This window comes from Tepidanaerobacter sp. GT38, from assembly GCF_021991635.1.
Lineage (GTDB): Bacteria > Bacillota > Thermosediminibacteria > Thermosediminibacterales > Tepidanaerobacteraceae > DTU063.
In genome coordinates this window covers 18,143-30,520 of the sequence record NZ_JAFFJA010000025.1, presented here as the reverse complement: position 1 = coordinate 30,520, position 12,378 = coordinate 18,143, and the positions used below count along the sequence as shown (strand labels likewise).

General features: G+C 41.8%; 12 protein-coding genes and 1 pseudogene. All 13 read left to right on the top strand.

The genetic code is table 11. The features are described 5' to 3' along the window. Positions 1–123 (top strand): annotated as a pseudogene (locus JT739_RS05035) (IS200/IS605 family transposase); the annotation flags it as partial. Between the two features lie 167 nt (positions 124–290). After that, positions 291–1,103: a cyanophycinase gene (locus JT739_RS05030; RefSeq protein ID WP_237660010.1), complete on the top strand. Its 813-nt coding sequence runs from the start codon at positions 291–293 to the stop codon at positions 1,101–1,103. A 380-nt stretch (positions 1,104–1,483) separates the two neighbouring features. Next, complete coding sequence (gene cphA, locus JT739_RS05025) at positions 1,484–4,105, top strand: cyanophycin synthetase (RefSeq protein WP_237660009.1); 2,622 nt, start codon at positions 1,484–1,486, stop codon at positions 4,103–4,105. Between the two features lie 83 nt (positions 4,106–4,188). Next, positions 4,189–5,043, top strand: coding sequence for a 4-(cytidine 5'-diphospho)-2-C-methyl-D-erythritol kinase (gene ispE, locus JT739_RS05020; protein WP_237660008.1), 855 nt, complete (start codon positions 4,189–4,191; stop codon positions 5,041–5,043). Between the two features lie 15 nt (positions 5,044–5,058). Then, entirely contained in the window at positions 5,059–5,754 is a 696-nt protein-coding gene (locus JT739_RS05015; RefSeq protein WP_237660007.1) for a GntR family transcriptional regulator, read from the top strand. Next, a complete protein-coding gene (locus tag JT739_RS05010) occupies positions 5,754–6,491 on the top strand; it encodes a nucleotidyltransferase family protein (protein ID WP_237660006.1) in 738 nt (245 codons plus the stop codon). The genes JT739_RS05015 and JT739_RS05010 overlap by 1 nt, the downstream gene beginning before the upstream one ends. Before the next feature lie 11 nt (positions 6,492–6,502). Further along, positions 6,503–7,315 carry a pur operon repressor gene (gene purR / locus JT739_RS05005; protein WP_237660005.1) on the top strand — a complete coding sequence of 271 codons (813 nt, stop codon included), beginning with the start codon at positions 6,503–6,505 and terminating at the stop codon, positions 7,313–7,315. Between the two features lie 134 nt (positions 7,316–7,449). Further along, positions 7,450–7,716, top strand: a complete 267-nt coding sequence (gene spoVG, locus JT739_RS05000) for a septation regulator SpoVG (protein WP_237660004.1) — start codon at positions 7,450–7,452, stop codon at positions 7,714–7,716. A gap of 103 nt (positions 7,717–7,819) precedes the next feature. Continuing rightward, the gene (glmU, locus tag JT739_RS04995; RefSeq protein ID WP_237660003.1) at positions 7,820–9,220 is read left to right on the top strand and encodes a bifunctional UDP-N-acetylglucosamine diphosphorylase/glucosamine-1-phosphate N-acetyltransferase GlmU; all 1,401 of its coding nucleotides are present in this window, start codon (positions 7,820–7,822) and stop codon (positions 9,218–9,220) included. After that, positions 9,210–10,151: a ribose-phosphate pyrophosphokinase gene (locus tag JT739_RS04990; RefSeq protein WP_237660011.1), complete on the top strand. Its 942-nt coding sequence runs from the start codon at positions 9,210–9,212 to the stop codon at positions 10,149–10,151. The genes glmU and JT739_RS04990 overlap by 11 nt, the downstream gene beginning before the upstream one ends. Positions 10,152–10,274: 123 nt before the next feature. After that, positions 10,275–10,895 (top strand): 50S ribosomal protein L25/general stress protein Ctc, encoded by a 621-nt coding sequence (locus JT739_RS04985; RefSeq protein ID WP_237660002.1) that lies wholly within the window; start codon positions 10,275–10,277, stop codon positions 10,893–10,895. Between the two features lie 41 nt (positions 10,896–10,936). Then, positions 10,937–11,506 carry an aminoacyl-tRNA hydrolase gene (pth, locus tag JT739_RS04980; protein ID WP_237660001.1) on the top strand — a complete coding sequence of 190 codons (570 nt, stop codon included), beginning with the start codon at positions 10,937–10,939 and terminating at the stop codon, positions 11,504–11,506. A 286-nt stretch (positions 11,507–11,792) separates the two neighbouring features. After that, entirely contained in the window at positions 11,793–12,170 is a 378-nt protein-coding gene (locus tag JT739_RS04975) for a hypothetical protein (RefSeq protein ID WP_237660000.1), read from the top strand. The last annotated feature ends 208 nt before the right edge of the window (positions 12,171–12,378 follow it).

Genomic DNA, 12,378 nt, shown 5'->3' with positions numbered 1-12,378 from the left:
AAAGCGATAGAGGAATATATAAGAAACCAACTGCAGGAAGACATAGCGTCAGATCAAATAAGTTTAAAAGAGTATATAGACCCGTTTACGGGTGAGCCGGTAAACAAGAACAAAAAGAAATAACCCCTTTAGGGGTGGTTTGAGAAAAACATGCGGTTGGCGGACCATTCAGTGAGCCTTAAGGCTCTGCCAGTAAATGCCCTTATAGGGCTAGAGCAGACCACCCGTTTTACGGGTGGTCATGATTTGCAAAAATATGGAGATAATAATTTCTAAAGTGAGGTGATATCTTGGGTGAAAAGTCAAAAGGGTATTTGCTCCTAATTGGAGGTGCTGAAGATAAAAGTGAGGAAAGCGACATTTTACGTAAGGTGGTAAGTCTGTCCGGCGAAAGGGGTGCCTGTCTTACAATTTTAACAGTTGCTACAAAAGAGCCTGAGAAAGTAGGGGAGACTTATGTAAAACTCTTTTCCCGCATGGGTGTAAAGGACGTAACTGCTATAGATATAAAGGACCGACAGGATGCCCAAAAGGATTATATAATAGAGCGAATTGAAAAATCCACCGGCATATTTTTTACCGGAGGTGACCAGCTGCGCATTACAAGTTTGATAGGAGGCAGCAGGATTTACCATGCCATATGTGACGCATATAAAAGAGGTGTCATCATTTGCGGCACCAGCGCGGGGGCCTCTGCTATGAGCGATACCATGATAGTTGATGGCGATGGCAACGAAAGCCCCAGCGGCAGTTTGATAAATATGGCGCCTGGTCTTGGCCTTTTGGAAGAGGTAGTAGTTGACCAACATTTTGCCCAGAGAGGTCGAATAGGAAGGCTTCTTACCGTAGTTGCTTCAAATCCCTACGTGTTGGGTGTGGGCATTGATGAAGATACGGCCATACTTGTCAACTCAAAGGCCGTATTTACGGTAGAAGGATCCGGCACAGTTACCGTAATCGATGGAAGTGACATAGATTATACCAATGTATCAGAACTTGCACCGGGAGACCCTCTGGCCTTGTTTAATGCAAAGATTCACGTGCTTTCACCGGGGACAAGCTTTGACTTAAGCAGCCGTAGGCCAGTTTTTAATAAAACCTGAATATACCTTTTTGAAATGGAAAATATATTTACAAAGACTGGTATACAGGAAAACTATATCTAGTTAATAGTTTATCTAAAACAAATAGTCGTCAGGTAATACGTTCGCTCAGTTTATTTTTTCGAGGGTTCTATACCTCGATTACTGCAAAAGCCTAAAGCTTTAAACTCAGCTCTAACTTTACAAGTCAAGAAATAATAAGTAGAGAAGTATCTCTATTGTGACAAATTTCAGTTAAGCTACCCCGCGTTTTAACGGCTTTTTTGTAATCTCGGCGAGAACCCTTTTCGAAATAATAAAATTCGCTCTCTGTATTACCTGACGACATCAATTACTTTAGATACCACTGTAACTTTATATAAAAATACAGGAGGAATTGCATGGAAATCATTGAAATAAAGGCTCTTGAAGGACCAAATATTTACAGCTCAAAACCTGTAATTAGAATGCAAGTGGATGTGAAAGACCTGGAAAACATAGCTACTCGCGATATACCCGGCTTTAACTCTGCCCTGCTTTCATATCTGCCTGGCCTTGCTGAGCACAAGTGCTGTTTTGACCGACCTGGAGGCTTTTTGATCAGATTGGAAGAAGGCACCTATTTTCCTCATGTACTTGAGCATGTAGCCATTGAACTTTTAAATATGGCTGGTCAGGATGTGAGTTTCGGAAAGGCAAGGCGTTTAAATGGCAGTGTTTATAACGTGATTTTCGGCTATGAGGAAAAGTCTTCGGCGCTCAAAGCAGCTTCCATGGCAGTAAAGCTGCTTGAGTCAATTTTAGATAAAACTTCGGTAAATATCCACCAGTGGATTTCAGAGCTAAAACAAATGACCGTAAACGGCAGTCTTGGGCCCAGCACCAAAGCTATAGCCGATGAAGTAAAAAAAATGGGCATACCGGTTACCAGGCTTGGAAATGGAAGTATTTTAATTTTCGGTTACGGTGCCCATCAAAAGCGCATCGAAGCAACTATCAGCCAAAATACCAGCTGCCTTGCAGTGGATATAGCCTGTGATAAGATGCTGACCAAAGAACTCTTGTCTATTTCGGGAATACCTGTACCATACGGCCATGTGGTACATACCGAGGACGAGGCGGTAAAAGCTGCAGAAGATATTGGCTACCCTGTAGTTATAAAACCACAAAACGGCAACCAGGGAAAAGGCGTAAGCTTAAACTTGAAAAACAGCCAGGAGGTTGTTCGCGCCTTTAACCTGGCTAAAAATTACTCTTCCAAAATCATTGTGGAAAAGCAAATTAAAGGGCGTCACTACAGGGTGCTGGTGGTAAACGGCAAATTTTGCTGCGCATCAGAGCGAATCCCGGCTCATGTAATAGGCGATGGGGTGTCAACTGTCAAAGAGTTAATTGATAAAGAAAATCTGGATCCCAGGCGAGGGGACCATCATGAAAAGCCCCTTACCAAAATAAAAATTGACCCCATAGTCCTAAATGTTTTAGAGCGCAGCGGCCTTTCACTGGACTCCGTGCCCCAAAAAGGTCAAATGGTTTTGCTAAGGGACAATGGGAATTTAAGCACCGGCGGCACCGCTATTGATGTGACGGACCAGGTGTGTGAGGAAAACAGGCGCCTTGCTGAAAAAGTTGCTGCTGCCATTGGCCTTGATATTGCGGGAATTGACATTACCACAGAACATATTAGTATTCCTCTGGAAGAAAGTGGTGGAGCTGTTATTGAGGTAAATGCTGCACCGGGCATCAGAATGCACCTTTACCCTTCCCAGGGAAAGCCCAGGCCTGTGGCAAAAGCCATAGCAGATATGTTGTTCCCCGAAGGGGCGCCAACGTTTCCGCTAGTTGCCGTTACCGGCACCAACGGCAAAACCACCACCGTCAGAATGTTAAACCATATACTTGCTGTGGCAGGCTATAAAGTAGGCATGACATGTACCGACGGGATATATATAGATAATCGTTTGATCAAAAAAGGAGACTGCAGCGGTCCTGAAAGTGCCAGGCAGGTGCTTTTAGATACTACCGTTGAGGCGGCAGTCCTTGAAATTGCAAGGGGAGGCCTCATACGGGGCGGCCTTGCCTATGAAAAAGCCGATATAGGGATTATTACAAATATTAGTGAGGATCACCTGGGCTTTGACGGCATCAAAACTTTAGAGGATATGGTTTTTGTAAAATCCCTTGTGGCAGAGCAGGTAAAGGATACGGGATACGCTGTTTTAAATGCTGATGACCAGAAAACTATAGATGTGGCAAAACGGCTTAAAGGCCAAATAATATTTTTCAGCTCGCAAGAGGACAATCTTATTCTGAAGAAACACCTGGACCAGGGCGGCCGCGGCGTTTACATCAAAAACGGCACCATTTTCTTTGAGGAGCAGGGAAGAACATACAGCCTTGCAAAGGTAAAAGACCTGCCGTCTGCCCTAAAAGGCTATGCTGCTCATAATGTGCAAAACGCCTTAGCAGCTGCTGCCGGTGCCTGGGGGCTTCAAATTCCTATAAAAACCATTGCTAAAGCCTTAAAAGAATTTCGCTGTGATGAAAATCAAAATCCAGGCCGCATGAATATAATAAACCTTGAGAATGTAACAGTAATTTTGGACTACGGTCATAATGTAAAAAGCATTGAAGCTGTAATAAATACCGCCAAACTCATGAGGCCCTCTAGAATAATAGGAGTCATTGCCAGTCCCGGCAATCGCCGTGATTATGATATAATTAAACTTGGATATGTGGCCGGCAAAGGCTTTCACCGCCTCATCATAAAGGAGGATGAAGACCTCAGAGGTCGTAAGCCCGGTGAAGTAGCTTGGCTTTTACAACAGGGCGCACAGGAGGCTGGGCTAAAGGGAGATAAGATCCAGGTAATATTAGATGAGGAAGAAGCTATAACTTACAGTCTGGACAATGCCGCTAAAGGTGATATAATAGTTGTGTTTTATGAAAATTACGAGAGGGCACTAGCTGCAATAAAGGCAGCCGCCGGTCGGACAAAGTCTGCCGTGGGCCTGCCCGTTTGATGTTATTTTTATAAACCGGAAGGATTTTGAGATTTTTTGTGAAATATATAATTTATGATATGATTTGTGGAGAGGAGAAACCGTTGGAAAATCTTACATTATCAGTATGCGGGAAAATAAATCTAACACTTGACGTGCATTACAAAAGGCCTGATGGCTACCACGAAGTTGAAATGATAATGCAGACCATTTCACTAAAAGATGAAATTTCGTTAAAGCTTATTCCGAGGCCTGTCATTGAGCTCACCTCCAATTGCCATAAGCTTCCCCTAGATGAGAGCAACTTAGCATACAAAGCCGCAAAGCTCATGATAGAAAAATACAAACTTGATGCCGGAATAGCTATTAATATAAATAAAAAAATACCTATTGCGGCGGGACTAGCAGGCGGAAGTGCCGATGCGGCAGCGGTGATTGTTGGCATTAATGAAATGTTTCAATTGAACAGACCTCAAGAAGAGCTAATGGCCCTAGGCAAAGACATAGGCGCTGATGTGCCATTTTGTATAGTAGGCAAGACGGCTCTTGCTAAGGGCATTGGTGAAAAGATATTGCCACTTAAGCACCTGTCGGGTTTCGGCCTATTACTGGTAAAACCGCCTTATTTTGTTTCAACTAAAGAAGTATACAGTAGACTGGATGTAAAAGCTATACAAGAAAGACCCGATACCATGGCGATGATTGAATATATAAATGCGCAGGATATAGGTAAAATAGCTGCTGGCCTTTGCAATGTTTTAGAGGAAGTGACCTTTAAACTTTACCCGGAACTTGATTTTATAAAAAAGCATCTTGTAAGTAAAGGAGCATTGGGCAGTCTCATGTCCGGCAGCGGACCCACGGTCTTTGGGATTTTTGAAAATATTCGGGAGGCGAAAAACGCTGCAGAAAAAATTGATCTTGCAGGAAACGAGATTTACGTAACCCAAATGGAGTGAGCTGGAGGTGATATTATGGAAAACAGGTTTCCTACTATAAAACTTGACCAGTATAAGCCTCTCAGGGATATCGTTTTTGATGCTCTAAAAGAGGCGATTTTGACCGGCCGCCTAAAACCCGGTGAAAGGCTTATGGAAGTCCAATTAGCTGAAGAAATGGGAGTTTCCAGGACACCAGTGCGTGAGGCCATAAGAAAGTTGGAACTAGAGGGTCTGGTTGTCATGGTCCCTCGCAAAGGTGCTTATGTGTCAGACCTTTCATTAAAAGATGCTGCAGAGGTTTTTGAAATTCGCAGCAGCCTAGAAGGCCTGGCGGCGGCACTAGCGGCAGAGCGGATTACCGATGAAGAAATAAAAGCTTTAGATAAAGTTATATGTGATATTATAGAAGCCAGGGAAAAGGGAGATACCGAAACTATTATCAAAAAAGACATGGAATTTCACCAAATCTTGTTTAATGCTTCCAGGAACAAAAGGCTGGCTCAAATTATAAACAATTTAAAAGAACAGATAGACAGATTTCGCATACAATCATTTACCAATCCAGTAAGGTCCCAAAGCGTCTTATCAGAACATAAAGCTATTTTAAGTGCCATAAAACAAGGCGATGCAGAAAATGCGGAAAAACTTGCCAAAGCCCACATATATGAAGTAGAATACAACGTAATGAACTTACTTCGAAAGCAAATGCATTTTGAGGAGGAACTTTAATGAAGGCCCTTATCCTGGCAGGAGCCGAGAAGGATAAACATATGACAAAATTTAATTCAAATAAAGCTTTAGTAAAAATCAACGGCAAAGAAATGATAAGTTACATAATCGAGGCCTTCAAGGGACTTGACTTTATAGATACTATTGCTGTTGTAGGGCCCAAGGAGGGTCTTGCGGTTATTGAAAATCAGGTGGATATCATCGTAGACAGTGCAGCTTCCTTGACTGACAACATTTTATGCGGTGCCAATATTTTTTCTGATGACGATACCCTTTTGATCTCCACTTCAGATATACCCATGATTACTTCAGAAGCCATCAGGGATTTTGTTGAAAAAGCCCTTTCAATGGACGGGGATTTTTATTACCCTATAGTTTCAAAAGAAGAAAATGAAAAAAAATATCCCGGAACAAAGCGCACTTATGTTAAAATAAAAGATGGAGTATTTACGGGTGGCAATATCGTTATGATTAAGGTTGGCAAGGTCAGGCAGTGCATAAAAAAGGCAGAAGCTTTTATGGTCTATCGAAAAAAGCCCTGGAAACTTGCCGGAATATTGGGCCTTAAATTTGTAATCAAGTTTTTATTGGGCATACTTACCATAAAAGAGCTAGAGGAACGTGCCTCGGAACTATTTGGCATAAAAGCTCGGGCAATAATCAGCACTTATCCTGAGATAGCTACCGATGTAGATAAGGACAGCGACCTGGAGCTTGCGGCCAGAGTATTAAGTTAGGGGGATTTTGCATGAGGCGCAGTGAGAGAATTGCCCTGATTTCGAAAACGCTGTCAGAAAATCCAAATAAAATCATTTCCTTAAACTACTTTGGTCAGTGGCTTGGTGCAGCTAAATCTTCTATAAGCGAAGATTTAGACATTATAAAAAATGCCTACAAAAATTCTGGCCAGGGGGAACTTACAACAATACCGGGAGCAGCAGGAGGCGTGCGCTATCGCACTAAAAGGTCGGCCGATCAGATAAAGGCTTTTTTAGAAGGCCTTAGCAATGCCCTGCAGGACCAAAAGCGCATTATTCCCGGAGGCTATCTTTACATGACGGATGTGGTATTTGCGCCGGAATATTCAAGCAAAATAGGGGAGATTTTTGCGCAACTGTTTATAGACAAAGATCCTACTCATGTGCTTACTGTAGAAACAAAAGGCATTCCCATTGCATTTATGACGGCAAAAGCCTTAAATGTCCCGATGGTAGTTGCACGCAGGGACAGCCGTGTAACAGAGGGGCCTTCTGTTGGCATAAGCTATGTATCAGGGTCCGGCCAAAAGATTCACAACATGTCTCTGGCAAAGCGAGCTTTACCGGAAAACTCACGGGTCCTCATCGTGGATGATTTTATGAAGGGCGGCGGAACTGCCCAGGGCATGAGGGAACTTGTTGCTGAGTTTAAAGCTCAGGTTGTAGGAACCGCTATGGTTGTTACTACAGCCGTGCCGGAAAAAAAGCTGGTAGAGGATTTTACCACACTGTTGATATTAGAGGGCATTGATACAAATAAAGGCGAAATTAAAATCAGTATAAACAATAAATTGATAGGATAATTTCTCTCGAATCTTATTTTTATTTTGTGGAGGATTTTCAATTTTTTTATAGAATTTTTAAACAAGTATATACTGATACTGACCGGCTCCTATAGAAATCAGCAAAACCAAACTACTCCCGGGAGGTCGAGCCCATGAATATTACAGATGTTCGTATCCGCAAGATGGCAGATGAAGGGAAAATGAAAGCTATAGCGTCCATTACCTTTGATGACGAATTCGTGGTACATGATATTCGCGTTATAGAAGGCCAAAATGGGCTTTTTATTGCCATGCCCAGCCGGAAAACTGCCAGTGGAAAATTTAGAGATATTGCTCATCCCATTTCTTCTGAAGCACGGGCAAAGATACAGGAAGTCATTTTAAACCATTATAGAGCTTTGGACACTGAAGCAAACTAGAGGACATCACAGGATGTCCTATATTTTTCCGAATAAAAAAACTTTACTATAATTTAAAATAATGAGAGAAGCTATAGTAAAACCGTAACACAAGAGGAGGGCTATGATGGAAGATTTTACGGCTGTAATTTTAGCTGCCGGTGAGGGAACCCGCATGAAATCGGATATCCCTAAGGTTTTGCATAAAGTGTGTGGACAACCGATATTGACATATACACTTCAAGCGGCCCGACAGGCAGGAGCACAAAAGATAGTCGTAGTAGTAGGCAATGGCGCCGATAAAGTAAAAGAGTATTATGCACAAGAAAATATTGAATTTGTACTGCAAAGTGATCAGAAAGGGACTGGCCATGCTCTAATGCAAGCAGAAAATGCTGTGAAAGGCAGCTCGCAAATTGTGGTACTGTGCGGAGACATGCCTATGGTTACGTCAGACAGCATTGAAGGAATGGTAAAATTTCACCGCCAGCAAAAGGCGGCTTGCACAGTGATGACGGCTAAAGTTCCAGACCCCACAGGTTATGGCAGGATTATAAGAGAAGGCAATAAGGTCCTCGATATTCGTGAGCACAAAGATGCTACTCCCGAGGAAAGGGAAATCAAAGAGATAAATGCAGGATTTTACTGTTTTGACACTTCACTGGTGTTTTCAGCTCTAGCTAAAGTAAAAAATGACAATATTCAAGGTGAATACTATCTTACTGACGTTGTTAAAATCTTAAATCAAGAAGAAAAGCTAGTTGTGGCCTTTGAGATAAAAAATCCAGACGAGCTACATGGTATCAATGACCGCAGGCAGCTGGCACAAGTACAGAAACTTATGCAGCAGCAAATCATTGAATACTGGATGGAGCAGGGTGTTACTTTCATAAACCCGGATACGTGTATGGTGGACTCTGATGTCCAAATCGGAAGAGATACTGTCATATATCCTGGCGTAATATTGGAGGGCAAAACCAAAATAGGTAAAGGCTGCACCATAATAGGTCCTTGCCGAATTAAGGATACAGTTATCGGTGATTTTTGCGAAATAGTGATGAGTCAAATTGATGACTCTGAATTAGATGAAAATGTAAAGATTGGCCCTTATTGCAATTTGAGGCCCGGTTGCAAGCTTTCATCAAAAGTTAAAGTTGGAGATTTTGTAGAGCTTAAAAATACTAAAGTCGGCGAAGGCACCAAAATACCGCATCTGTCCTACGTTGGAGATGCGGTATTGGGTAAACATATAAATATCGGTGCCGGAGTAATTTTTGTAAATTACGACGGATACAAAAAGCATCAAACAGTAGTAGAGGATGACGCCTTTATTGGCTGTAATTCCAACTTAATAGCACCCGTAACCATAAAAGCCGGTTCTTTTGTAGCAGCAGGTTCCACCATCACTAAGGAAGTGCCGGAAAACGCTTTGGCGATTGCTCGAGCTAGGCAGGAAAACAAACTGGGCTGGGTAATTAAGAGAAGGAACAAAATCGAAGGAGGAACAAAAGGTGATGGAAAGTAGGTTGGAGGTTTTTACCGGCAATGCCAACCCTAAACTTGCCCAAGAGATCGTCAAGCATCTAGGAATACCCCTAGGTGAATCTTGGGTTGGAACCTTTAGCGATGGGGAAATACAAGTGAGGATAAAAGAAACAGTGCGGGGTGCTGATGTATTCGTTGTTCAGCCGTTCTCCTATCCCATTAATGATAATATTATGGAAATGCTTATAATGATTGACGCCCTAATGAGAGCATCAGCCGGTCGCATAACTGCTGTCATACCATATTACGGCTATGCCCGCCAGGACCGAAAAGCCCGCTCCCGAGATCCTATTACAGCTAAAATGTTGGCGGATATTCTCACTGCCGTAGGAGCAGATAGGATACTGACCATGGATTTGCACGCAGGCCAAATCCAAGGATTTTTTGACATTCCTGTTGATCATTTAAAGGCAATGCCGATATTGGCTGATTACTTTAAAGCAAAGCAATTGGGAGAAATTGTTGTCGTATCTCCTGATGTAGGCGGAGTAACCAGAGCCCGGGAGCTGGCAGATAGGCTGGCGGCGCCCCTTGCCATCATTGATAAACGTCGGCCGGAACCAAATGTAGCCGAGGTTATGAATATAATTGGAAAAGTCCGAGATAAAACAGTAATAATAGTTGATGATATGATCGATACGGCAGGTACAATTACATTGGGAGCCCAAGCTCTTTTGGACCGGGGTGCAAAAGCAATATATGCCTGCTGCACACACCCTGTGCTTTCAGGTCCTGCCATTGAGAGATTAAAAGCAGCTCCCATTGAAGAGATAATAGTGACAAATACGATACCGCTAAGGGAAAGCCAAAAATTGGACAAGATAAAAGTGCTTTCAGTGGCACCCCTTTTTGCGGAAGCCATCTTAAGAATTCATGAAAATAAATCCCTTAGCACTTTGTTTGACAACTAAAACTTGCCTTCATTTAAAATGGCGGGTATAATAGATAAAAGACACTTGGGATTACCCATAATTACCCATATACAACCGAAAAATTTGAAGAAGGATATGGGGTAAAAAAAGGAGGAGTACATCATGGGAAGTCCAGTCTTGTTAGCTACGATTCGCGAGGCTAAAAAGAGCGAAAATAAGAGACTAAGGAGGGAAAATAAACTCCCTGCTGTAGTCTATGGCAAGGGATATGAAACCAAAAGCATTGCCGTCGATGGAAGAGAGCTAGATAAGATTTTAAAGACCCATGGGGAAACTTCACTTATTAATCTTCAAGTGGAAGATGATACATTTCCAGTGCTAATTAAGGAAGTACAGCGCAATACTTTAAAAAATTCAATTGACCATGTAGACTTTTTCAAAGTTTCCATGGACGAAGAAGTAGAGTACAATGCACCAATTGTCCTTGTTGGTGACGCAGAAGGCGTCAAAATGGGCGGCGTACTTCAGCATCAAAAGAGGGAAATCGCCTTAAAGGCACTGCCAAGAGATATGCTGGAGAGCGTAGAAGTAGATATTTCTGAAATGAAAATTGGCGATGCACTTACTGTTGGTGATATAAAAGTTGATAGCAAAAACACGGTGCTAGATGATCCGGATGAAATCATAGTTTCAATTGTTGCACCGAAACTTGTGGACGAAAGTGTTGAAGCTCCAGCAGAGGGCGAAGAGCCAAAACTTGTGGAAAACGATGATGAAGAATAAGGGCTTTTGGCCCTTATTTTTTCAATTAGTGAGGGATCAATGTGTATTTGATTGCAGGTTTAGGAAATCCAGGCAAGGAATATGAAAACACTCGGCACAACGTGGGATTCGCAGCACTGGACCTGATAGCTGACAAATTAGGAGTTAAGATAAATAAAGTCAAGTTCAAGGGCCTATTGGGCGAAGCTGAATATGAAGGCAACAAGCTGTTGCTTTTAAAACCTCATACGTATATGAACTTGTCTGGTGACAGTGTAAAAGATGCTGTAAATTATTATAAAATTCCGCTAGAAAACCTTATAGTAATATACGATGACATGGATCTTCCCTTAGGACGCCTTAGAATCCGTGCAGAAGGAAGCAGCGGAGGTCATCACGGCATGGATTCGATAATATATCAGCTGTCTTCTGACAAATTTCCTAGGATTCGTATAGGCATAGGCAGACCTGAAGGCGAAAAAGATGCAGCCCATCACGTTCTGGGCAGATTCTACGGGGAAGAATTGGAAAAAATAAAAGCAACCTTGGAGGCTGCGGCAAAGGCAGCTCTCGTAATAGTATCTGAAGACGTAAACAAGGCTATGAACAAGTTCAACGGCTTTGAAGCTTAAAAAGTAAACATTGAAAAGCAAAAAGAGAGAACAAACTATATGTATAATATGTTCTCTCTTTTTTTTTATATATCTTTAAACTTTTGATATATCTTTTTTTGTAGATATGACTTTATAATCTTGGCTTGTTCAAGTGTTGTCCTATATTTTTTTATTTTTTCGTTAGATGCTAAATACATAATAGCATCAAAAACAGAGGAAAATATAAATAGTAAATTCCTCATTGTACAATTTGTTAACTTGCCATACTCAAATTTGCAATAAAACTTATCAGGAGCGATGAGAGATGAAGGGATTTAAAATTAAAGGGAGCAAGCAATACATGGGAAACATGACAAATTCCGCTGTAAAGCGCTTATTTTGGGGATTGGGCGCTGCAATTCTCACTTATGTAGTGGTGCCTAAAATGCGGCGCATGGCAAGGCCGGTTGTTGAAAAAGGTGTGAGCAATGTTAAAGAACTGGCAGAGCGCGGGAAACAAACCATTGAAGAATATAAAGCGTCAAAACAGGAAAGTATTGATATGATAAAAGATGCTGTCGCAAAACATACAGAAGCTCAGGGAGAAACGTTGTCAGATATGCTGTCGGACAGAATAAATGCACTTCAAGAGACTATAGATAGATTGAAAAAGGAGATTATGGAGCCTAAAGACTTAAAATAATATTGGCTGCCCAGAATTTTTTGGGCAGCTTTTATTTATTGTGAAAAAAGCTTTCGAGACCCTAGAGAATCTCCTACTGCGTTGTCAGATGGGTTCTTATTTTGGAAACTTAAAGCAAACCCCACAAAAAACTATAATATTTAATGCCCTCCAGTAATATATTTAAAGCAACTAATGATTTAAAGCCTTGTCAAGCTTTTTAATAAAA

What these genes read in the sequence shown, in the direction of transcription:
- JT739_RS04975 (WP_237660000.1), top strand. Translation starts at nt 11,793, where the DNA reads ATGAAGGGATTTAAAATTAAAGGGAGCAAGCAATACATGGGAAACATG.
- spoVG (WP_237660004.1), top strand. Translation starts at nt 7,450, where the DNA reads ATGAATATTACAGATGTTCGTATCCGCAAGATGGCAGATGAAGGGAAA.
- purR (WP_237660005.1), top strand. Translation starts at nt 6,503, where the DNA reads ATGAGGCGCAGTGAGAGAATTGCCCTGATTTCGAAAACGCTGTCAGAA.
- cphA (WP_237660009.1), top strand. Translation starts at nt 1,484, where the DNA reads ATGGAAATCATTGAAATAAAGGCTCTTGAAGGACCAAATATTTACAGC.
- JT739_RS05015 (WP_237660007.1), top strand. Translation starts at nt 5,059, where the DNA reads ATGGAAAACAGGTTTCCTACTATAAAACTTGACCAGTATAAGCCTCTC.
- glmU (WP_237660003.1), top strand. Translation starts at nt 7,820, where the DNA reads ATGATGGAAGATTTTACGGCTGTAATTTTAGCTGCCGGTGAGGGAACC.
- JT739_RS04985 (WP_237660002.1), top strand. Translation starts at nt 10,275, where the DNA reads ATGGGAAGTCCAGTCTTGTTAGCTACGATTCGCGAGGCTAAAAAGAGC.
- JT739_RS05010 (WP_237660006.1), top strand. Translation starts at nt 5,754, where the DNA reads ATGAAGGCCCTTATCCTGGCAGGAGCCGAGAAGGATAAACATATGACA.
- JT739_RS04990 (WP_237660011.1), top strand. Translation starts at nt 9,210, where the DNA reads ATGGAAAGTAGGTTGGAGGTTTTTACCGGCAATGCCAACCCTAAACTT.